Raw genomic sequence first — 23,763 nt, forward strand, 5'->3', positions numbered from 1 at the left:
TAAGTTAATTAACGGAATTGGTATAAAAAGTTAAGAATATCTCCTAAAAAGTAAAAATTGACACAGTTAGTCCCCCTCAGAACCGTTGCATCAGATAGTTAGTTCCTGATCACCTGGACCAGTAGTTAAAGTTAGATCGAGTAGCATCGAGATTGGTTGATTTGGCACAGTGGCCAACAGATTGGTTATATCCCTCATTTGAGGAACAAAGTTGAAGAAGCTTTACAGCCATTTCAGAAAGCGATTTAAGGGCGGTGTAGTTCCCGTGTGCTTAGTGTTGAGAGCCAACACTGGGCTCTTTCATGGATATTGTAGCAAAAAAGAAACGGGCTTAAAATGAGAAAGCGGATCACAGGTAATAAAAAAGGTCGCTTCAAATTTGGCGACCTTTGGGAATTAGTAGAACGTGCGTTATAAAGCTTGACGCCTTAATGTGTTGTTATTTGTGCCGCGACTCATTTCGGTAACGTGGCTAGCAACGATACAATGAGTGAATACAAGGAATTTCCAGTAACCCCATAAAGTGCATTATCAACTAACTATTTTAAAGTTAGAGCCTTGTGATTATCTGTAATGTGCTTACTAATTTCTTCTTCTATTTGTTTTTTGCCAGTTCTGGGGGTTCTTTCTCAGTATTATTATCTAGCAAGTAGAGTAAGCTTATTAGTAGACTTTTGTACGCAGCGAATTGTGATGACAATTGTTTTTGCGAATAAGTCAAACTGTTACAGATTGTTCGCTGTAGTTCAACCATCTGGTTTTCATTTTGCTACAAAAACATCATTTTGCTTTAACTCCATTGCAGCCATTTCTAACTTCATCTGCAAGCGCTCTACATCGAATTTCGACTCCAGAATTTCATTTTCCTGTTTATTACCAACAATAACTTGACCAAATTCATGTAATGATTTTTCTATTTCTTCCACTTCACCAGACGGTGTTTCAACTATCAGACGCACCATATTTGGTTCTGTCGCATAGCAGGGAACTAAATCGTCCGTGTGATGCTCAAATTGAAACGCAAAGTATCCCCATCATGGCGCATGGATGAAACCTACATCAAAATTAAGGGCGAATGGTGGCATTACTACCGAGCCGTTGATAAATATGGTGACATCGTAGATTTTTATCTAAGCAAAGAACGCGATGAAAAAGCGGCGCAAACCTTTCTACGTAAGGCAATCAATACTAATGGATTGCCAGATAAAGTGGTCATAGATAAGAGTGGGGCCAATGCGTTGGCTCTACATAATCTGAACGTCAAATTATGGCTAAGCGTTGTTTTTATGCTAAACTTAATTGATATAGTCGATGTAAAATATCTCAATAACATCGTTGAGCAAAGCCATAGGCCATAAAGCAAAAGATGTATCAGGCGTTGGGTTGGAAATCTGTGGAAGGAGCAACTGCAACTATGTCAGGTCAAGAAGTTTGGACTCAAATTAAACGGGGTCAAGTTGGCGATGTAAGTTTACCCGTATGGGAGCACTTTTACGCGCTCGCTGCATAATTGTGTCTGGAGATCGGCATGCCTGTATCTAACTAAACCTTTGTGACAGAACCTCAGATCATGCACCCATTAAGAAATTGAAGCTACCGGCGGTTTCAAAATTCAAAAACGTGCTTGGTCAACAATTCAAGGGTTTGAATCATTACGGATGTTAAATAAGGGACAATTTGATTTTTGGTTGCGTAACGATAGACGGAAAACAATAATACGAGAGAGATCCGCCTTCATTAAGCGGCCTCTTTAATATTGAGATTATTTTACAATCATAATGAGACCATTGTAGGCCTCATTTATCTATTCAGATTATTTGCAACAACTCTGAGTATGTGATCACATATTCACTATAGACGCTGAATGATACAGTTTGCTTAATTGGGAGTTGGTAATGTAAAGCAAAGTCTTCATTTAAATGAAATACCATTTTAAAATTATCATCATCTACAAATTTTAACTTAGCCACCTCAAAGTCAAAATATTCATTAACATAGCTAAACAAAGATTTAAAAATACTTTCTTTTGCAGAAAAAATTAAAGAGAATACTTGCGATTCAGAATACCCACAACTTTTAAGCAGTGTATTTTCATTAATATCAAAAATATGACTTGAAACTTCATTCACAATATTTATTGGGCAAATATTTTCGATATCAACACCTATCGATAATCTATCTACGCTTTTTTTTGATACCATAACTAAAGCTGTATCACTAGTATGACTAATAGAACCTAAAATATTAGTTGGCCAGATAGGCTGACGAAAATCTCCAATTCCTATATCAAAACAATATTGACTATCACCTTTTAGATATTTTAAAGCAAACCTAGCAGATAATCTACCGGCTAAAAATTCCGCTTGACGCTCTTTTAATGATTTTAAAATCATTTTTGGTAAAAAAACATTAAGGGAGCTGTACAAAACCAATGAGTACTTCGCTTGTGAAAATGTCAAAGCAACTAAAATCTGTTCATTACATTCATTGATGAAAAGTGAACAATCATTAACAAATGGCGTGTTCAAATCTAACTTTTTATAAAATACAAATCCTGTTAACATAAATATCCATGTGAATTTTAACACACCATAGGAAAAAATAAGCTCATAACTGGGTCGTTATATATCAGCCCAAACAAAGCCAACTTTGTTAATTGATGCTTGAGAAGAAATTTACGATTTTTGATTTATAATAGCACTCTTCACCGTTGCAAAAAATCCACCTGAACTGCCAATATAATTGGAGAGCGCGATAATGATCTTATATTTGTCAGTGTATTCTCTTAGAATAGCTAAATCGTTGTCGAAAGGGTTGCAGCGTGGAAGCTGCAACCGAAGGTTGCTTATCTTGAATTAAAGAAAAGGCCACTCCGAGAAGAAGTGGTCCTTAATTCAATAATGCATACCAAGTAAGATTAAAATCGACTCATGTAAGTGAGTATAAGCCCTAATCCTCCACTGAAGCTAACCTAGGAAGTGCACCAATCTTTCTAAGCTTAGGAAAGCTCAAACCAACACCTGCAACAATCATGAGTAAAACGCCGCTTGCTATTAACGCTGTTTCAATCGATGTTTCAGCTATGGCAAAACCAAATATGCTCGCTGATACTGGAGTAAAACCTATAATGCAGAATAACAATATACTCATCGTTCTACCCATATACATAGCAGGGGTTCGTTGTTGGAACCATGTTGTACCAGCAACACTTATCAACCCTAGACAAAAGCCAATAATCGCTATATGTCCCATTGCTATATGTAATGCTCCAGCATGAGCGAGCGATACCAGAACCCCGCTAGAAATTAAGTCACAAACAACTAATACAAATCCTAATGATTTTGCAGGTATTTTAACTAGCATCGCTGTGATCGTCCCAATTAACAGACCCCCTCCCAATGCAGAGTATAGATTCCCGTAACCTGTAATCTCCGTCATAAATTTTTGTTTCGCTAAGAGTGGCATCGAAATAGCTAGTGGGCCATGTATGAAAAACGCTGCGGCCAACAAATAAACCATTATAAGTAGAATCGCTTTATCACGAAAACAAAACTTAAGCCCATCAACAAAAAATAAAATAAAATTATTAATTTTTTCTGATTTCACATTAGCCTTCAGCTTAATCCTTAAAACTAGTAGTAATGAAAGAGCCAGTGCAAACGCGTCAACTAAAAAAGCCAATGCGATACTGAATAAATGAACATCACCCTCAGCAACTTGATAATAGTTTCTAAAAGTATAAATAACCCAAGAAGCGAGTATCGGACCAACCACTTGTGCAAGTTGAGTTGTTCCCATGAAAATGCCATTACCTATGTTCAGTTTTTCCTCTGGGATAAGCGAAGGTAATAACGACTGACTAGATGACAAGGATATTGAGGAGAATGTACCAATGAAAAATGCGAACACATATAAATGCCATAGCACCATAAACTCAGAGGAAACCAAGGCAAACAATGCAAATAATGTCAAACAAAACAGAACTCTTGATATTATTAATACTCGATATGGGGAGTAGACATCAGAGAGCACGCCTCCAAATAAAATAAAGAAACCTTGAGGCAAACTCATGCAAACAATAACTGAGCTAAGTGTCAACGGATTATTATCGATTGACAGAACCAACCAAGGTAGTGCGACAAGGGTAAAAAACCCACCTATAGAAGCAAGAATGAAAGATATACAAAAATAGACAAAATTCGATTTACTCCAACTCATGATATTACCCTCAAAAATACATCACAATGTAATGCTGCAACGTTCAAAATAGATCTACTATGCTTTGGCATGATTACCTCTATAAGTTGTATCTATATAATTTTTAAATTGTCTAATTATGAATTTATATAACAGCAAAGTCACTATCAAGCCAATGTCTCGGCAAGGCAAAGCGATCTATATTACAGACATCACGACTAATAACTGTTACTGCGGACGAATATCCAACCTTTCGAACCATTGCCTTAACGCGTTCATTATGGTCACCATAAGGGTATGCAAAATGCTTAACCTCTGCACCTAAAACATTCTCCAACTTTCTTTTAGATTCTAATAATTCAAATTCAACATTCTGGCTCTTTAGCTGACTTAATCGTGGATGCGTTACAGTATGAGATCCAATAGTAACAAGCTCATTATTACTTAGTTCAATAACCTGTCGCCAGTTTAGGGAATAACGTCTATTTATAATTTCATCATCTACACCAATTAATTTTAATATCTCAAGTAGTTTTCCAGAATCATTGCCATCACATAATTCTTCAACCAGATTAGACAAAAAATAAATAGCTTCTCTCTTCTCAGACTTTGTCTCTGCTCTAAGTGAATAGTCCTTATTAGCAATAGAAAACTTCAATGATGGCAAGGATCTGACATGATCCTCCAGAATCCCAAAAGAGTGGATACATTTACTATCTGGGTAGCCACTAGTAAAATAAAGACAAGCTGGTATTCTGTGTTCTTTTATTATCGGGAACACAACATCATAGAAATCAACATACCCATCATCAAATGTTAAAACTATACACTTATTATTAGTTCCAACATCTAAGGATAAAACATCATCAATTGAAATGAATTCGTAGCCATTATTTTTTGAATATTTTATGAATTCAACCAAATCTCTCTCCGCCATTTCCATTATAGAAACTGGAGCAACTCTGTTGTCATAATCAACATCACTAAGTACTCGATGCAGCGCAATTATATTGATTGAATCATTTAAAAAATCGTAAGTTATCATACTTGCTCTTTAATATATTAAATTAGTGCACCTGTGGCTGAGAACAACCACAGGTCTAATTAAGTTATAATTTCATAGTTATTAAATAATACAGATATGTATATTCAATTATTCACTTGCATTGATGAAGGATTCTTTAATATTACAAATCAAATTGTCTATTGTTGACTTCTTGTAAAGATCTTTATTATAATTCATTTCAATATAGCACCCATCTTTTTTAATTGTCACTTCAAAGTAGAATAAAACCCCACGATTAAGCTCGCCACTTGCCCAATATTTATCGGCAACATTCTCATAATACCAATCTCCAAATTCCCATCTAGTATTACCACTAGGAAATATAAACAATTCGTCAGTAGATGATGCGCTATTGACATTAAACTCCGGCCTAATATTTATAGCCACCTGAGATGGTTGAATTACAGATATTTGCTCTTCTACCAAAGGGGCATTACATAAATATTTCAGTAGTGAGTAGTCCTCATTGTTATTCATCCCATTGTTGATTTGAGTAAAGGTATCCTTGCGACTAAGGTCAACCAATACAGGGTAATCCTCAGTGAAATAACCTAGCGTTGATGAAGCATCAGGCAATATGTCATTAGCTCTACGCCCATGGAATTGTAGATCAAACTGTAATTTACTAATCCCAGCCCAATCACCAATAGATCTAGCAATAAGTTCAATAACTTTCCTACTTTTATCTCCCTGTAGTTTTGAAACTTCTTTATCATCTATTAAAATAAGTTGAGTCCTACCGTTTTTGTATCGATTATTATCTAGATCTTGATTGTCAGTTTTTATTTCATCTGCACTTGACCAGTTTGATGACAGTAATTTTGGAAGCTGGCCTGTACACTCCTCACTTTGAGCATAATCATTTAGTTTGTGACAGTACTCTGCGAAGGATCCAGTGACTAAGCTAACCTCATTTCCAGAAATCATTGAGTTATATACTCGATTAACCTGTTGCATTAATAATTTAACACTCATGCCATCAAGTAATAGCTGGTGATGAGTTAATAGTAAAACTTTCTCATCAAAATCATCAGAACTAACTATATTAAACTTAAATGGTAGAGTGTGTAAGTTAATTTCAGAGATTGCACTTTGATATACTTTTTCATCAAATAAGTTGGTGGTTTTTATTTCACTAATTACCGACCCAATGCCATCATTGACAAATTCCACCATTCTTGACTTATCATTAATGTTCGATATTAACCTTAAAGAGTCGTTATCTTCCATCACCAGAAAAACTGCCGATTTGAAAGTATCTATATTGAATTTTGGATTTAGCCTCAAGACCAAACTTTGTGTCCAATGATTTAATTCATTCGCATCACAAGTCTGAAGTTGATTATTTACAACACTATAGCGACTAGGCAACCAAGGTGCATTTTTATATAACGATAAATCCTTATCTTTCGTCAATTCACTATTGAAGCTTGTTAACTCCTCAACAATATACGTGACAATTCTGTTAATTGTCTGATACTTACTAACAAGCGAACCGGATACTTTTAAAGTTAACTGTAGCTGCAAAAGAGATGAGAACTCAATTGACATCAATGAATTAAGTCCATAGTCAAAAACACTAACATCAGGTTCAATATCATCAATAGAGCCTAGTCCCAATATATCTACGAAAGTCTGAGATACAAGCGAAGTAACCATGTTGAACTGTTCAGTTGACGAACTGCGAGAGAAATCCCCCATAAAATCACTTGCCACATTGCCCTTTTTCTCTTCAACAAAATTAGAGAACACACTATGCTTCAATGGATTAGCAAACCTACTGACCGCATCTTCCCATACTAAGTCAAATACTCCGGCGTTTGGTACTCGGTAATTCAACAGATTTGTCATTTCATCAAATGCTTGCTCTGTGGATAAGAACCTCATACCGGAACTTTCCATCCGTCTCTTATCAACATCATCAAGATTTTTCGCCATGCCTGCACTGCCCCAAGGCCCCCAGTTTACACTCAGCGTTGGAAAACCTTGCGCATTACGCCAATGAGCAAAACTATCCATAAATGCATTTCCTGCGGCATAATTACTCTGTCCGGGCCACCCTATAATTGTCGCAATTGACGAGAAACAGATAAACAGATCCAACTTTGACTCGATGGTTGCGTTGTGCAGATTATAAGTTCCTTGAATTTTCGGAAGTAGCACATTAGCAAATTTATCTCTGTTTTGATTATTAATGGAAGCGTCATCTAGGACCCCTGCCGCATGAATCACCCCTCTTAATGGCGGCAAGTCTCGTTTGATTTCCTCTACTACTCTCACTACATCATTTAAATCACAAACATCAGCCCGCATAACAGATACATTAACCCCTGTAGCCTTGACATTTTCAATGGCATCAATGGCATGTGGTCTTGCATCGCTTCTGCTGATCAATACTATTGATTTGGCGCCATTATCCGCTAACCAATTCATTACTTCTAAACCTAAACCGCCTAAGCCACCAGTGACCAGATAGGTTGCATTTGAATATATAACTTCGTTATTACTTCCGAGAGTTACCACTGGTGGACGAGTACTCATACTGCAAATCAACCGAGAACCTGATTCATTATCATACAAACTTGCAGATTGAGTTAACATATCGTTTATAGATTTAGTCTGTCGTGCTAACGGCAAAACACCATCATCTAAATAGGTATCTATACACATTCGCAAAAGTTCGTTTAACCTGAAGTTTTTAATAGAAAGTATAGATGATAGCTTCAAAGGGTAATAAATAATTCCTTTTTGAGATATGACGTCAATCTGCTTTCTATTCAATGCAGCTTCAGTAGTAGTCAGATCAAGGAATCTTCCATTTTCTGCTATTACATCAATCGCCTTGGACACCATTCTCCCATTAGATTGATTAAAAATCACATCAACCGACCCAATATCTTTCAGCTGTTGAGAGAAATCATTATCACTTGAGTTTATTGCTATATCAGCCCCCCAGTTAAGAAGTTGCTCTCCATCTTTTTCTGAGTGAACAATCGCAACAACTTTCGCACCATTACGCTTAGCCACCTGAATAACTGCGTGTTCGAAGCTATTCAAAGTAGGTAATAGCAAAATTGTTTCGCCGCTAGTCAACTTTGAGCAATTTAACAGTACAAAATGTGCCTGAACAAAATCACTTATATAATGAGCTTTACCTAGTGCCGACTTAGTACTTAACTTAGTTACATGATTTCCATCCACATCAATCAACGATGCAATATCGCCATTAAATAAACAGTAGATTTTATCTCCAGCAGCTATATCATTAACTCCACCTCCAATCTCTTCTATAGTTCCGATGATACCAATCAGTTGAGAACTATTAGTGTCAATGGCACCCAAATCAAGATCACTACTTTCCACTCTAACTCTGACATTATAATTAGACAATGGAGGCAAAGATTGCTTAAAGACATCAATAGTTTTATTACCAAACTTTACTACATAATCATCTAGTACGTTTAGCTCAACTTTTCTCTCACTATAGTTAATCATATCTTTCATCGATAACTTACGTAATCGATTTACATAAATAGTATCTGATCGAATTGCCAATTCTTGCTCAGTATTATCAGCTAGCATACACCTAACAAGTTTAGAAAAATTATTATCCAACTGAGTAGAGTCATATGGTAAATCAACCAGATGTACATTCAGTTCAGGGTATTCCGAAGAATACACACGAGAGAACCCCCATATAGTAGCTTGCTCCGGATTAAACTGAGCATCACCGGGTAAAATAGCCTGTGAGGCGCTAGTAAAAAAGTATGTTGGAAGCCCCTTTAGGCTATCTATACCCACTATTGCTTGCGCTATCTTCAATGTTGAATCTGCAAGCTCAAGGGTTGAGTTGAATTTTTCTATCGCTTGTAAATGATCAAGAGGCCAGAGATAAATTACTTTTGTGATTCGATCATGAATACCATCCGTAAGCAACTCCAAAGCGTTAGACCATGAATAATTTGAGTCAGTAATTTCAAGTATTTGTTTTTTAGTAATCGACCTGTACTTTATATCGTGTTCACTAATATAACTTTCAAAATCTCCAGAGTTGTCACCTTCACCTGCAAGTACTAACCAAAGTTCATTTTTGCCATCTATCGCCTCACTAGTGAGTGATAACTCTTCCCATTGATAATCGTAACAAATCTTCTCTGCCGTCTTATCTGAACTCATGCTATTTGCTTTTAAAGACACCCCAATTACTTCAACTTGTACCTTTCCGTTACAATCCAATATTGTAATATTACCTAATATGTCAGTTTTAGTACGGTTGGTGGTAACAAGGTGCGCATAACAGCGAGGACTAGGCTTCTCATAGAGCCTAATCGCCTCAATAGCTACGGGCAAGAAACTAGTTTTGATTGTTGGGAATAAACTCTGAAATGCACAATCTAGAATGCAAGGATGTAACGAATATTCATTAGCATCTTTTGTTTCTGTACTACTCAAATCAATCTCAACTAATGATATTTTATCTCCATACCAACACTGATGAACCGATTGGAATGAATCTTCATAATTCATCCCCATCTGATGACAATGATTGTAAAAATCCACTTTTGTATAGTAGCTTTCCATTTCTGATTTAATACTATCTATATCAAATGTTTCGCTATCAGATTCATGAGTATCTAGAGTGACAACACCCTTCCCAAAAACTTCCCAATTTTCTGTAGCACTGTCTTGCGCTTGAATCACGTAACTACCAGAATATTCATCCAAACTAGTTTCCAGTAATATTGATTTCTTATTATCTAAATACAGAGCTCTATTAAATTCAATATCTTCAAGTACGATGATATTTTTTGAGGTTTTATGCTTAGCTAGCTCCATACCCATTTCGATATAACAAGCTCCGGGATAAATAATTTCAGTGTCTACTTTATGTCCACTTAAATACTCCTGTTTTTCTAAGTCAATTTCAGAATGCCAAATTAAATTAGTAGAGTTCAATTTAGCACCAAGAAGGTCGTGGTTACTCTTATGAAAGCCACCCTGTTTGCGAACATTACTTATGCGTGAAGATGCTACATCCTCATTTTCAATCCAATAAGAATTGTGATCCCATGCATAATTCGGTAAAGATACTGACTTAGAGCCGCGATTGCATAATTTAGACCAATCCACAGTGTAGCCAGATACATGTAGTTCCAGAATTGATTTCATGACCATTTCATGATCATTTTCTTTACGAATAAGCGAAGACACGACAGTACTCGCCTCCCCAGCTTCGTTGGAGTTAGCAATAATTGAACTCGACAATACAGCATGAGGGGATATTTCTAGAAATGTAGTAGTTCCACCTGACGTGATATTATCAATGGCTTTCTTAAACAATACTGGTTGTCGCACATTCTCAGCCCAATACACCGAATTCCAGCAATCGGGGCCACTGACATCACCCGTCACTGTAGAATATATTGGAATGCTTGGTACATGCGTTGTTATGCTAGATAAAGCATCAACAAGTGGCTCTTTAATCCTATCCATAATCGGACTGTGATACGGCACATTTACATTTAGCATTCTGGAAAACACACCGTCAATATCAAGCTGACTTGACAACTTTTCCAATTCAATCTCACATCCAGCAAGAGTTATAGCCCGCTCACTATTAATCGCGGCAATAGTCACCCTATCTTTAATATCCATTAGATACGGTGTTAATTCTTCTTCTGAAAGCGCAACAGCAAGCATTTTCCCTGAACCTTCAGTTGTATGCTGCAATCGACTACGATGATAAATCACCTTTATAGCATCATCAAAGGAAAGAGCCCCTGAAGCATAAGCTGCGGCTACTTCGCCAGCACTATGACCAACAATGCAACTCGGTTTAATTCCCCAACTTTCATAAAGCTCGGTAAGAGCAACTTGAGTAGCGAAGATTGCTGGCTGTGCAATGTTTGTAGTATGGATTCTATCTTTATTATCCATATGATAAATTTCATCTACTAAGCTAATATCGCTATACTTTTCTATTGCTGCACTACATCGGTCTATCGCAGCTTTAAACACGGGTTCCTTGATATATAGTTCTTTACCCATCCTTGCCCACGTTGTACCCATTCCCGAAAATGTAAAGCACAGGTCATTAGCATTAGATAAGTTAGCAGCACCAACTGAATAGTTTTCACTAGGCGAGTTAGATAAGAAATTTTCTAACTCTAATATTAATTTTGCTTTATTAGGCGCCTTTATGGAAATGCGGTGTTTAAAATGATCACGCTTAATACAAGCAGAATAACAGACGCTACTCAGATCGGATTCATCAATGTTAGGTAAAAACTGTAGCCAATTTTCGACTGTCGATTTCAAGCCAACCTTAGTTTTTGAACTCAACACGAGAATACTATTTCGATTGCTTACACTTTCAGTTTTTTTATTACTGACCATAGGTGCTTGTTCAACAATAACATTTGCATTCGTTCCACCAAATCCAAAAGAGTTGACGAGAGCGCGCCTTTTCTCACCTTTGCTAATAGGCCACTGAGTATTGCTGGATACGATGTCTACGTTCAGTTTTTTTAAATCAATAGCTGGATTAGTATCGTTATAATGAAGGTTGCTAGGAATTACACCACTATTCATCGACATCACAACCTTAATCAGACCAGCCACTCCAGCCGCCGCTTCTGTATGGCCTATATTACTTTTCACTGAGCCAATAAGGCATTTATTGGCATTTTCTTCTCTTATGCCAAATATTGAACCTAAAGCATTCACTTCAATCGGATCGCCTACAGGAGTCCCTGTGCCATGAGCCTCAATATATTGAATTTCATTCGGAGTAATGTTGGCTTTTTGTAGGGTTTTGTTAATAAGTTTCTTCTGTGCTTCACCATTAGGAACCGTAATTCCATTAGTATGCCCATCTTGGTTAATGCCACTAGATTTAATTACAGCTAGTATGTTATCGCCATCTATCAACGCAGATTTTAGGCTTTTAAGCATAACTAGCCCAGCCCCTTCACTTCGAACATAGCCGTTTGCTTTTGCATCAAAACTTTTGCATTTAGCATCTGGTGAGAGCATAGAAGCCTTACATATAGATAACGTTAACTCTGGCCTTAATAATAAATTAACCCCCCCAGCGATCGCTAATTTACTATCCCCATTGATTATTGATTTACAGGCCATGTCTATTGCAACCAATGAAGAAGAGCAAGCCGTATCTAACGCAACACTTGGCCCCGTAAAGTCATATATATACGATAACCTATTCGCCGTTAGGGTCATTGATGAACCAGTGGCTGAATGGTTGCAAATGTTACCATGTGCCATTGAATCTAACTGAATCTGCTCATAATCATGCATAAACTGCCCGATAAAAACAGCTGTATCACTACCTTTCAAGTCTGAGGCTTTCTGTCCCGCATTTTCTAGCAGTTCATGTGTGATCTCTAATAACCAACGGTGTTGTGGATCTATATGCGGAGCCTCATTAGGTGAGATACCAAAAAACTGTGGATCGAATTGGTCCAAACCAGATATAAACCCTCCACGACTAACAAACATTTTACCCGTTTTATTTTTGTCCTCATCATAGAATGCTTTTGAATCCCAACGTTCTCTTGGGATATCAACAATTCCATCGCCTCCATTTAACAGGAAATCATAATATAAATCTGGACTACTGCAATTTCCCGGCAGACGACACGACATACCTATAATGGCAATATCACTATTAGTTTGGTTACTCATTTTAAGACCCTATTAATACAACTATAGAAAAATGGAATACATCGAGTCTCATAATGTATGATCAAACGATTGAGATTAAAGCATTATTTTTTATAGAACAATTGCAATTGCGATTGACTTCAAACAATCAAAACACTAACTAACTACAAGGAAAATATTATAAGAGAATATCCAGAATGTGGATCTACCCGTATAGGTAAAGAGAAATGACATGACGCTGTACCAAATACTTTTGAAATACTAGGTTCCGCAGCTCTGGGACAAACTGGAGATCTTGTCTGTAACGATTGTAAACATACTTCTACACCTAATTGCTTCTAAACAAAAAATAACGACTGGGTAAAATCAAATAAAGGGGCGTGATGCCAATCAGTTGATCTCATGCTAAGATCGGAGGGGTTGTTGCAAAAAATTTAGTATCAGCCAAAATCCTTTCTTTCCCGATCTAATCGAGCGACTCAATGACCAATCCTGATTTTAAATGGAAACACTTTGCACCAGAAATTATACTTTGGTGTTTACGTTGGTATGGTTCAACGCCAATGAGTTACGCAAATCTCAGTGATATGCTCGCAGAGCGAGGCATATCGGTTAATCGCTCCACTATTTATCGTTGGTTTATTGAATATTCCCCTAAATTACGAAAAAAGTTACATCGTAATTATCAATTCATTAAAACCGACTCATCCTGGCAACTTGATGAAACCTACGTCAAAGTGAAGGGGAAATGGCACTACCTTTACCGTGCCATTAATAAGCAAGGAGATACTCTCGATTTTTATTGTTCCCACAAGCGCAATAAAGAAGCTGCCTACCAATTCCTTAAGCGTTGCTTAAGATATTACGACATAGACAATCAACCTAAAACGTTAAACACGGACAAACATTCCTCATACGCCAATGCTATTGCCCGATTGAAGAAGGAAGGACGACTACGAGAGGATGTCGAGCAGCGGCAAGTTAAATGCCTCAATAATGGCATTGAGTCCGATCATGCCCCCATTAAGAAATTGATCGTGGCCGCCGGTGGTTTCAAACTGAGGAAGCGAGCTTGGTCAACCATTCAAGGATTTGAATCTTTACGAATGTTGAATAAGGGACAATTTGATTTCTGGTTACGTAATGATAAACGTGAAACGGTAGTACGGGAGAGATCCGCCTTCCTCAATCGTTTATTCAATGTTGAGGTCGTTTTTCAATAATAATGAGTCGATAATAGGACTTATTTATCAACTCAGATTATTTGCAACAGCCCCCCCCTGAAGAAGGCATTAAGCTCACTTGACCTTTTTCACTCAAAACAATCACGCTGCTGCGATGTTGTTCAATAACACGTCCGATTTGAGAGTCAGTTAAATCACCTAACGTTAGTTGTTGTTGAAAATAAGGTCGCCAACCTAGTTGAGATAGCGTAAGAGGCTGTCCGCTCATTGATAGCTCCGTAATAAAATAAGGACCGAGATACTATGTATCCAATAAGTTCATAGTAGTAGAAACCAATAAGCAATGATTGAAAAAAACGACACATATAAAAAAACCGCCAATAAAATTAGCGGTTTATTTTGTAATTAATGTCGAATATTAATAAGCGTTAGACTCATAATCTTTTTTACGACTACGAGCATCCGCTATTGCGCCATGTACCATCTTACCAAACGCTTTATCTTTTGCGCGTTGCTCTGCCAAACTAGCACCATTAATCGCTTGTTCACGCATTAGTTTTTGAAAACTCACTAAACGACGCTCTTCAAGTTGGCCTAGCTCAACAGCTTTTAATACTGCACAACCTGGCTCTGATATATGAGAACAATCCCCAAAACGACATTTTTCGGCAAGATCCGTGATCTCACTAAACGTTGCATTTACGCCTTGTTCGCAATCACTCAGTTGAAGCTCGCGCATCCCAGGGGTATCCATTAATAGACCGCCTTGTGGCATTAATTTAAGCGCGCGGTACGTTGTCGTATGGCGGCCTTTGCTGTCATCTTCACGGATATTTCCTGTTTCTTGAACTTCAAAACCAAGTAACCCATTCACAAGTGTTGATTTACCCACACCAGATGAACCTAAGAAAGCAATAGTTTGTCCATTTTTACAATAACTATGTAAAGCAACTAAATCATTAGTATCAAGGGCATTTACACTGTAAACACTCATCATTCGATTCAGTTTCTGAACTTGATCTTGCTTGTCATCTGCATCGTCACATAAGTCCGCTTTAGTTAGTACCACAACTGGTTCTACTTCGGCTTCTTTTGCAATAGCAAGGTAACGTTCAATACGACTCAAATTAAAGTCATTATTTAATGAACACACAATCATGACGTTATCTACGTTCGCTGCAATTAATTGCGTTGCAACTTTTGACCCTGGGGCTTTGCGATCAAACAGAGATTGTCTATCCAATACGCGCTGAATTCGTAGATTTTCATCAAACAATACCCAATCACCTACACAAACACGATCATCCCCTGATGGTGGTAATAAGCTTACTTGGCCCTGTTCACTCAAAACAATAATACTGCTTCGGTGCTGCTCGATAATTCGACCCGTTTGTAAGTCAGTTAAATCATCTAGAGTCAGTTGTTGTTGAAAATAAGGACGCCAGCCTAGTTGTGATAGTGTGAGAATTTGCTCACTCATTTGTTGCTCCATACATATGGTAGATTGTTTACCATTGATAAAATAATTTCATTAAGTGACGTTACTTACGTGTCACTACACATCAATGGTAAACACTCTTTAGACCACTGAATTTATTACATTTTAGTTTCTAATTAAAGCGAGAGAATACTAGCATCTTCTATTGGATAAATAGCAACAATACTTACTCAGTTTGAGCTTCTTTTTGTCGTTTTAAGATCTTGGTAGCAATTATTTTGCTCTTGATCTTCTGTATTTAAGATTCTCAGTATTTATCGTCATTAAAACGTATAAAATATGCCTCACTTTTATTCATGTAAAACAAGTTTGTCTTGTGATTACGATAAAAAAAATTGATTAAAAAGAGAAAACCTAAAGGGTGCTAACAAGAAGTTTAAAGTGGGAGTAATTAAAAGTAGTAATAGAAGTACAAACCTAGTTACTACTTTTATTGTTTAATAAAAAGACAAAAACGTAACAAAAGCAATAAGGCCACTTTTAATTTTATTTTTCTGAAAAAATATTTGTTTGATAATTGTTAACTTTAATAACAAATTAGAGCATAAACTCAAATGATATTAATTATCAGTTACTTATTGGTAATTCTATAAACCGGTATTTAAGTCGCCACAAAAGAAACAATATATTTACAAAATACAAACACAAAACTACAACAACTCAATAATAGACACACTAAATGACTGGTTTTGTGATATTGCTCGCATAAATATTTTATTGTTAGAATAATGAATAATAATTATCACTTAGGTTAACTAATTTATGTTTCGATTAAAAAACATTATTCTTTTCATCATACCATTCTTACTTTTTTTGATATTAAATATACATACCGATCCGATAGGAAATTCAAATAAAAGTACGTCAGATCTATCCACTCTTACTATTCTAAATCAAAATAACAAGCATATTTCGAAACCAAAAATAACGCCACATATTGACATTGGCGAGCTTGAGAATGGATTAACTTATTACCTTGCTGAAAATAATACTCCAGAATCAAAAGTATATATTCGATTATTAATTAAAGCAGGAACAATCAATGAAGAAGATGGTCAACAAGGTGTTGCCCATTTTCTTGAACACATGGCTTTTAACGGAACCAAAAATTATCCACTACATACTCTTTTTACAACCCTTGAAAATATAGGTATTACGTCAAGTATTGATGTTAATGCTGCCACTTACTATGAAAATACAATCTATACCTTAAATCTGCCTAATAATGATAAAGAAACATTAGATCTCGCATTAAATATTATTTCAGATTGGGTAAGTCATATCACAATCTCGAATGATGAGCTTAATAATGAACGCGGCATTATTTTAGAAGAATGGCGGGCTTCTTTAGGTCCAATAACACGACTACATAATAAAAAAATGGCCATTGAAATGGCGGGCTCTCAGTATGTAATGCGCTCTATTCTTGGAGAGCCAAATTCAATAGAAACCATATCAAGACAACAGCTTATTGATTTTTATAAGAAATGGTATCGTCCAGACAATATATCAATTATCGTTGCTGGTGATATTAATACGACTGAAATAAAAAAACTTATTAGACAAAAGCTAGGTAACATACCAAGACCCAAAAAAGCATTAGAATCTATTAATTACAGTATTCCTATTAAAGATGAATGGCGCTCTGCAACCGTATCAGAAAAAGGGATCTCATTTCCGACGGTTGAGTTAAGTTTTTTTTCTAATTACCGACCAGAAAGCTCTGATGATCGCTATAAAGAAAACTTAACAAAAAAAATTGTCGTTCTTCTATTGAACCAACGTTTACAGCACTTAAAAGATACTGAAGAAAGCTCTATTAATTTTGCAAATTTCAATGTGACACCAGCAGGCAAAGAAACTGTTCAATCGATCTTTACTCTCCAATTGTTTAAAAGTGATTATGATAAAGCAACAAAAGAACTAATGACTTTTCTTGCGCAACTAAAACAACAAGGTTTTAATTCTGAAGAAGTAGACAACGAGATCACTCAACTAAAAAATTTAAACGAAATAGCAAAAAAAAATAGAACAGACAGCCTTGAACTCATTGATAAATTATTATTTTCAGCAGAAAACAATGAATTATATCGAAATAAAAAAGACACTTATGAACTTGAAAAACGCTTCTTAAATGAAATTACACTTACAGATATAAACAATGTTTTCCTTTCATTTATCGAAGCACAATCCAAATTATTACTAACAACTCAACCTGTTACTCAGAAAAAAAAGAGCATGTCTGCAGAGCGACTAACATCCTTATGGAAAGAAACAGTAACAATGTCCCAACCTCTTTGGCTAAAAAAAGAAAAATTTACAAACTTACCAGAGCTAACAATAAAAAAAGGAACAATAAGTAAAGAAAAAGAGTGGAAAAACTATAACATCACCGAATATCGCTTAAGTAATGGCAGCAAATTAATTTACCAATACAACGATACTGAAGCTAATAAAATCTATTTTCGTGCTCTAACAAAGGGGGGATTACGTTCAATATCTAAAGATAAATATAATCAATTAAGGGTAGCAACCATTTTAGTCGATGACACAGGTATTGGTGAGGTATCACAAGCGGATTTGCAAAATATCTTCCAAGGAAAGCCCGTCGCAATGTCTACTATACTGGCTGATTACCAACAAGGTTATTCGGGGTGGGCTGACAAGGATAATCTCGCGAATATGTTTATGTTATTTCACTTAAAACTGACTTCAAGTCCAATATCAAAACAGCTTCTTTATCAAAATAAAATAGAAGCTTCACAGTATAAAAATACGATAGATGGATATCATAAATTCATAAGTAATGTGTATTCATTACGCTATCCTAATATTGATACGGTATACAGTGAGAAAAATCTAGAAATTGCTGACTTTACTGCAACTATGCTTAGTAATACCTATGAAAAATACATCACCAATAAAACGGATTATACCTATTTTATTGTGGGTGATATTTCATCAAAAGAAGTGGAAGAATTTGCAGCGACTTATCTCGCTTCTATTAAGGTAAAAACACAAACTAGAGAGCCTTATTTTATGAGGGCTGTATCTCCTAAAGAGCGTTACACGGGCTTTTTTTCAAACGAGCAACGTGCAGAGGTGGAGCTTTATTTAACTCAATCACTTAAATGGGCAAGTATTAACGATTACTATTTAAGGCTTTCTAGTGAGATCATCGAGGAACAATTGCATCTAACACTACGAGAAAAGGCTTCTGGTACTTACTCTGTCACAAGTGAATTTTGGCAAAACATTAATAGCACACAAGCAGAAGGGCAAATTAAATTTATGTGTGCGCCAGAGCGAGTTGACGAGCTATTAAAGCTAACAAAACTCGTATTAAAAGAGATGGGAGATAAGGGTGTCGATGAGAGAATATTACATAATAAATTACAACAACACTCTGAACAGTTCGACCAATACCTACGATCCAATATAGGGGTATTAAATGCAATGGAACACAGTTATTTAGAAACAGACACTCCCGATCTTATGTTTACAAACTTAGAAGCAAACAGTACTGCGACAAAGGAAAAAGTTGATAGCATATTACGTAATTTTTTAACTAATGCGAGCCAATTCGAAGCCGTGCTATTACCCACAAATAAAAGCTAAAAGCCTCCCTAGATAAAATAAAAATACCGTCTCTATAGTACATACAGACGGTATTTTAATAAGAGAAAAAACTAAAGCCCATTCGACTTGTTCTTTATCCTAAACCTTATTTAATACGATCAAATATACCATCATTCTTTTTTAATTTAGTACACACCTCTAGTCACGTAGTTAATCTATGTGAGCTATGCTTTAGGGAGCCACATTACATTAATCTAAAGACAAATACTTAAGGAACAATGATGAATCAAATTAACCCTAAAAAACTACTAAACAGTAAATGGACAGCAGTTAATCCAGTAAAAAAAGAAAAGCACTTTTTAGTTACCGAGATTGAGTTTGAAGAAAATGAAGTGACACATTGTTTAATAGAAGCGGTAATGACAAAACGAACACAAGTCTTAAATTGGCATGAGTTAAAAAACCAAGAACATTGGCTTTCTGGCTGGAAATAAAAATCTACTTCATTCACCAAAGTAAACCTAATAGAGGCACCCTAGAAGAATCCAATTTTTCATCTGTTACCGTTATCTTCGAGACACCAATCTTATTCTTCACTGTTACTGTTATAGTTGCCTCACCTGCTGCTACAGGGGTTACTAACCCTATATTCGATACCGTAGCTACCTCTGGATTAGAAGATACCCAAGAAATATCAAACAACTTAGCATTCGTATTATTTGTATACTTTCCCATTGCCATCAAACGAATAGTATTATCTAACGACGTTGTACTTGAACTTGGTATTAACCGAATGGATTGTAATTTTACATCAACAACTTTAAAAACTATATTATTCTCAGACTCCATACCATCAAAATGTGCAGTTATTGCAGTCGAGCCTATACGCTGTGCTCTCAAAACGCCTTTGTCTACAGAACCATATACAGGATCAGAGCTGTGCCACTGAACCTTATTAGTCATATCTAATGTACAACCATTACTGTACTTAATAGCAGACTGAAGATTTTTTTCATCTCCAACAAAAACAACCAATCTAGATGATTGTTTAAAATCATTTTCATTTCCAAAATTACAAGCGAAAAGAACTCCGCTTACAATAATGATTAGGCAATATTTAGGAAATAACTTATGACCCATCAACATCTCTTTATTTTTCAATAACTTTAAAAAAGTCATAAAGAATATAATGCTACGATCCATTCTGTAACTGTCAATTATTACAGCTTTTCATCCAATGGGATAAATAAAAAGTAACAATAATGAGTGACCTATCTTCCCACTTAAAAACCAACAACTTATTAGATATGAAAATTAGAAAACCCCATTTAAATTGACCAATATAAAATCAACCCTTTCGTTTACTGTACCAAAAGGAACTTCAATTAACTCATAACCCGACTTTTCATACGCTAACACCATTTCGTTATAAGTATCCACCGCAACAAAAAAATCTTGTTTACGTTCACTATCATTGGTAAATATCTCTTTCCAAGGTGGAAAAATAAAGACTTTCGAATGGTATTTAAAATTAGATATCGCCGACGTTAATTCATCAGATAATTTGATTTGTTCAAGATTGGAATAGCCAAGAATATCGATGATACTTCGGTCAAAGAAAACCAGCCCATTTCGGCTTTGATACTGCTGATAAGATGCAATTTCAAATTCAAACATCAAATCACGAAAAGTTTCTTTATTAGCCCAAGGTAACGCATCACCTTTTTTCTCAACTTGAGTTTGAATGACTTTGCGACCAACCTCTTCAGAGCAAAAGAAATTTCGAGATTTCAACTCATTGATAACCGTCGTTTTTCCAGAACCTGGACCGCCAGTAAATACTATAAAATTATCTTGATACAAAACTCACCCTCGAAACAGCTAACGCCTGCATAACACGTTTACTACTATGCAATTATGCTTAATATTGTATAGTAGTAAAGGAGAAACACCCGACAACCTGAGATGCCGAGTGTAGTAAATCGTGTTGATGCGATTGCTATGCCTGTTGTTTCAACTTGGCACAAGACTCACCAGACAGAAAACCTTTAGTGATTAACCTAACTTTATTAATTACTTTTTCTGAACCGTAATCAGTTAAATCCATATGTTTCGAATTTTCAATTTCGACAATGCAACTATGATATTTACTTTGCTCTTTTTCAGTTAACAAAGCACTAGCCACTGTCGGGTATTCGGTCGCTCTTATTGATAATACTTGGATCCTAGCTGTTTTTGGCAGAGCCACTCTACGATGATCTAATGTGATGACTTTGCTTATGTATGACTTATTTTCAGAAGCTAGCCATGCTGATATATCACCGCCATTTGAATGCCCAACTAACAGAATATTTTGAAAATCATACTCAGGATAACGAAGTGATATATTACTTTGCAGAAAATCTAACGTTTCAGCACCACGCTTCCAATTTTCGATCCTAGTTTGATATAAATCCCCTTTTTTAGATAAAGGAGGATCATTTGGTAATTCATGATCAACAGCAACAGTTAAGTAGCCCATTTCATTTAAATTTTGAACCATCAACTGATATTTCAAATACGGGACTTTAAAACCAGCACTAACAAATGCAACCTTACACTTATTACTCGTAGTGCATAAATCCTTTTGGACAGGAAAATCTACCGTTATTGGAATATTTCGCTCTCGGCTAGCATCGTAGATATCCAAAGAAGTTGCCATAACTGAGCTAGTTAATAACGACAACGCAAGAGGTACTGCAAACTTCATAAATCTCCTCATTTATATCAAAACCATAGAAAAGCATAGAAAAGCATAGAAAAGCATAGAAAAGCATAGAAAAGCATAGAAAAGCATAGAAAAGCATAGAAAAGCATAGAAAAGCATAACACGTCTATACCATGCAAACCAACCTGAATATTCCCCTAAATTACGACGTAATTTAGGGGAATATTCAATAAGCCAACGGTAAATAGTAAAACGATTAACCAATATGCCTCGCTCTGCGAGCATATCACTGAAGTCTGCGTAACTTATTGGTGTTGAACCATACCAACGTAAACACCAAAGTATAATTTCTGGCACAAAGTGTTTCCATTTAAAGTCAAGATTGGTCATTGAGTCACTCGATTAGGTCGGGAAAGAAAGGATTTTGAGCTGATACTGCAACAAACCCGAATATTATAAGCATCATGTTGATGGCTTGTTATGCGCGCTCTATCAGTTGCCCACTATTTTACTGGACCTTTATCGAACTGTTTAAGACCATCATTAATATCAAACCAAGGCGCTTTTGAAGCAACAAAAATATGAAAGTTAGGTTTATGCGTTGGTGTGCTATCCAGAATACCTAAACGTATATTATGTTTACCGCCGGTGATTTTTCTAGAAAATAAGCTTGAACCGCAACACTTACAAAATGCTAGTTCTGTTTCTTCACTTTTGGAGTAAATGGAAACAAACTCCTCACCTTTTGTAAAAGCAAATTTTGACGATGAAACTCCACCAACTGATGAGTAATCTGAGCCAGTAAATTTACGACACTCAGAACAATGACAATTTCCCATGTAATCAAAATCATCAGGGACTTCAATTCCAATTTTCCCACATAGACACGAGCCAGTTAACATTTCCATTTTTTCTCCTAAGCGCATAATGCCTGCATAACACGTTTGCTACCATGCAGATTAAGCCTAAATTTACCACTTAATGCGGTAAACCCAAAGAAACCTAGAATGCCGAATGTAGTAAATCGTGTTGATACATTTGTTATACGCGTTGCTTAATTGAACTGCTAGCTAATTGTTTAGTTTCTGATAAGTTTTGATACCAGTTATTAAAAACCAATTCAAATTCAGTAAAAGATATCGTACCAAAATCAAAATATCTGTATCGATTTAATACATCAGTCACTTTCTTTTGATTAATTAATTGAGACGTAAATCTGACTGCTGTTACATGAGCTGTACTAAGTCTATATCTGCTATCAATCGTGGTGTGTAATGAAGATTCTTTATACCTATTTCTAAATTTATTTCGTAACTCATTCAAACCTTCCCCAATAGGAAAGCCTTGAATTAAAACGCAAGATGTTGAGGTTGTTACCCCCTCAAATTTAATATCTATAGGCTCTGAGCCTTGCATGCATTGTTTAAAAATTTTAACATATGAAAAATCGTCGATGTCATCCAATTGAAATCCAGATATGCAGCTAATGATAGAGAGAATAGTTAGATGTAATTCTTCTTCAGGATAATAATATTGCTCAGGTTCGACTTTCTGTAATTCACATAAGAAATCAGTTATCTTTCGACTAACTTCATTATCATTATTTTGTAGATAAGTTAAAACAGTAACACCTCTTCGAGTATCGCTGGGATCACTAATTAACGTATCAATATCATATTGACCACTTTCTATTTTTGGGTAGGAAGAATCCCACATTTTATCATAAATTGTCTTTAGCACAGATACTTCCTCATCAAATTAGCGTATAACGCCTGCATAACACGTTTGCTACTATGCAGGCTTAGCTGAATTTTACTACCTTAATCACTGAAACTAAAGGCAAACTGAC

15 protein-coding genes and 3 pseudogenes are annotated in these 23,763 nt (G+C 35.9%); 5 read left to right on the forward strand and 13 right to left on the reverse strand.

The features are described from left to right. Positions 1-761: 761 nt before the first annotated feature. A complete protein-coding gene (locus BTO22_RS16985; RefSeq protein WP_105056483.1) occupies positions 762-962 on the reverse strand; it encodes a hypothetical protein in 201 nt (66 codons plus the stop codon). A gap of 54 nt (positions 963-1,016) precedes the next feature. Between BTO22_RS16985 and BTO22_RS16990 the strand changes: the two are divergent. Beyond that, a pseudogene (locus BTO22_RS16990) lies at positions 1,017-1,510 on the forward strand (IS6 family transposase); the annotation flags it as partial. 53 nt (positions 1,511-1,563) lie between these two features. Then, positions 1,564-1,779, forward strand: a pseudogene (locus BTO22_RS16995) (DDE-type integrase/transposase/recombinase); the annotation flags it as partial. Between the two features lie 29 nt (positions 1,780-1,808). On the opposite strand, the gene BTO22_RS17000 reads toward BTO22_RS16995, so the two are convergent. The 4 genes from BTO22_RS17000 to BTO22_RS17015 form a co-directional block, all read right to left on the reverse strand. Continuing rightward, entirely contained in the window at positions 1,809-2,564 is a 756-nt protein-coding gene (locus BTO22_RS17000; protein WP_105056484.1) for a 4'-phosphopantetheinyl transferase family protein, read from the reverse strand. Positions 2,565-2,949: 385 nt separating this feature from the next. After that, positions 2,950-4,218, reverse strand: a complete 1,269-nt coding sequence (locus BTO22_RS17005) for an MFS transporter (RefSeq protein ID WP_105056485.1) — start codon at positions 4,216-4,218, stop codon at positions 2,950-2,952. 124 nt (positions 4,219-4,342) lie between these two features. Beyond that, positions 4,343-5,242, reverse strand: a complete 900-nt coding sequence (locus BTO22_RS17010; RefSeq protein WP_105056486.1) for a polysaccharide deacetylase family protein — start codon at positions 5,240-5,242, stop codon at positions 4,343-4,345. 108 nt (positions 5,243-5,350) lie between these two features. After that, on the reverse strand, positions 5,351-12,967 hold the full coding sequence (locus BTO22_RS17015; protein ID WP_105056487.1) for a type I polyketide synthase: 7,617 nt from the start codon (positions 12,965-12,967) through the stop codon (positions 5,351-5,353). A gap of 461 nt (positions 12,968-13,428) precedes the next feature. On the opposite strand from BTO22_RS17015, the gene BTO22_RS17020 reads away from it, so the two are divergent. Next, positions 13,429-14,169, forward strand: a complete 741-nt coding sequence (locus BTO22_RS17020; protein WP_105056488.1) for an IS6 family transposase — start codon at positions 13,429-13,431, stop codon at positions 14,167-14,169. Between the two features lie 37 nt (positions 14,170-14,206). On the opposite strand, the gene BTO22_RS17025 is transcribed toward BTO22_RS17020, so the two are convergent. Both BTO22_RS17025 and rsgA read right to left on the reverse strand, forming a co-directional pair. Then, positions 14,207-14,398, reverse strand: a complete 192-nt coding sequence (locus tag BTO22_RS17025; protein WP_258132663.1) for a hypothetical protein — start codon at positions 14,396-14,398, stop codon at positions 14,207-14,209. A gap of 150 nt (positions 14,399-14,548) precedes the next feature. Further along, a complete protein-coding gene (gene rsgA / locus BTO22_RS17030; RefSeq protein ID WP_105056489.1) occupies positions 14,549-15,610 on the reverse strand; it encodes a ribosome small subunit-dependent GTPase A in 1,062 nt (353 codons plus the stop codon). Between the two features lie 780 nt (positions 15,611-16,390). Between rsgA and BTO22_RS17035 the strand changes: the two genes are divergently transcribed. Both BTO22_RS17035 and BTO22_RS17040 read left to right on the forward strand, forming a co-directional pair. Further along, complete coding sequence (locus BTO22_RS17035; protein ID WP_105056490.1) at positions 16,391-19,246, forward strand: M16 family metallopeptidase; 2,856 nt, start codon at positions 16,391-16,393, stop codon at positions 19,244-19,246. A gap of 242 nt (positions 19,247-19,488) precedes the next feature. Beyond that, on the forward strand, positions 19,489-19,701 hold the full coding sequence (locus tag BTO22_RS17040; RefSeq protein WP_105056491.1) for a TIGR02450 family Trp-rich protein: 213 nt from the start codon (positions 19,489-19,491) through the stop codon (positions 19,699-19,701). 13 nt (positions 19,702-19,714) lie between these two features. Here the strand turns inward: BTO22_RS17040 and BTO22_RS17045 are convergent, their stop codons facing one another. The 6 genes and pseudogenes from BTO22_RS17045 to BTO22_RS17070 form a co-directional block, all read right to left on the reverse strand. Then, positions 19,715-20,410, reverse strand: coding sequence for an Ig-like domain-containing protein (locus tag BTO22_RS17045; RefSeq protein ID WP_105056492.1), 696 nt, complete (start codon positions 20,408-20,410; stop codon positions 19,715-19,717). Between the two features lie 111 nt (positions 20,411-20,521). Next, positions 20,522-21,070, reverse strand: coding sequence for an AAA family ATPase (locus tag BTO22_RS17050; RefSeq protein ID WP_105056493.1), 549 nt, complete (start codon positions 21,068-21,070; stop codon positions 20,522-20,524). 136 nt (positions 21,071-21,206) lie between these two features. Beyond that, entirely contained in the window at positions 21,207-21,956 is a 750-nt protein-coding gene (locus tag BTO22_RS17055; protein ID WP_105056494.1) for an alpha/beta hydrolase, read from the reverse strand. Between the two features lie 156 nt (positions 21,957-22,112). Then, positions 22,113-22,304: pseudogene (locus tag BTO22_RS17060) on the reverse strand (IS6 family transposase); the annotation flags it as partial. Between the two features lie 113 nt (positions 22,305-22,417). Next, positions 22,418-22,822 (reverse strand): GFA family protein, encoded by a 405-nt coding sequence (locus tag BTO22_RS17065; RefSeq protein ID WP_072055701.1) that lies wholly within the window; start codon positions 22,820-22,822, stop codon positions 22,418-22,420. A gap of 133 nt (positions 22,823-22,955) precedes the next feature. After that, on the reverse strand, positions 22,956-23,654 hold the full coding sequence (locus BTO22_RS17070; RefSeq protein ID WP_105056495.1) for a hypothetical protein: 699 nt from the start codon (positions 23,652-23,654) through the stop codon (positions 22,956-22,958). Positions 23,655-23,763 lie beyond the last annotated feature (109 nt).

It is taken from the genome of Aliivibrio sifiae, assembly GCF_002954705.1.
GTDB classification, from domain to species: domain Bacteria; phylum Pseudomonadota; class Gammaproteobacteria; order Enterobacterales; family Vibrionaceae; genus Aliivibrio; species Aliivibrio sifiae_A.

Coding starts and splice junctions, on each gene's coding strand:
- BTO22_RS16985 (WP_105056483.1), bottom strand. CDS start 962: ATGGTGCGTCTGATAGTTGAAACACCGTCTGGTGAAGTGGAAGAAATA.
- BTO22_RS17000 (WP_105056484.1), bottom strand. CDS start 2,564: ATGTTAACAGGATTTGTATTTTATAAAAAGTTAGATTTGAACACGCCA.
- BTO22_RS17005 (WP_105056485.1), bottom strand. CDS start 4,218: ATGAGTTGGAGTAAATCGAATTTTGTCTATTTTTGTATATCTTTCATT.
- BTO22_RS17010 (WP_105056486.1), bottom strand. CDS start 5,242: ATGATAACTTACGATTTTTTAAATGATTCAATCAATATAATTGCGCTG.
- BTO22_RS17015 (WP_105056487.1), bottom strand. CDS start 12,967: ATGAGTAACCAAACTAATAGTGATATTGCCATTATAGGTATGTCGTGT.
- BTO22_RS17020 (WP_105056488.1), top strand. CDS start 13,429: ATGACCAATCCTGATTTTAAATGGAAACACTTTGCACCAGAAATTATA.
- BTO22_RS17025 (WP_258132663.1), bottom strand. CDS start 14,398: ATGAGCGGACAGCCTCTTACGCTATCTCAACTAGGTTGGCGACCTTAT.
- rsgA (WP_105056489.1), bottom strand. CDS start 15,610: ATGAGTGAGCAAATTCTCACACTATCACAACTAGGCTGGCGTCCTTAT.
- BTO22_RS17035 (WP_105056490.1), top strand. CDS start 16,391: ATGTTTCGATTAAAAAACATTATTCTTTTCATCATACCATTCTTACTT.
- BTO22_RS17040 (WP_105056491.1), top strand. CDS start 19,489: ATGAATCAAATTAACCCTAAAAAACTACTAAACAGTAAATGGACAGCA.
- BTO22_RS17045 (WP_105056492.1), bottom strand. CDS start 20,410: ATGGATCGTAGCATTATATTCTTTATGACTTTTTTAAAGTTATTGAAA.
- BTO22_RS17055 (WP_105056494.1), bottom strand. CDS start 21,956: ATGAAGTTTGCAGTACCTCTTGCGTTGTCGTTATTAACTAGCTCAGTT.
- BTO22_RS17065 (WP_072055701.1), bottom strand. CDS start 22,822: ATGGAAATGTTAACTGGCTCGTGTCTATGTGGGAAAATTGGAATTGAA.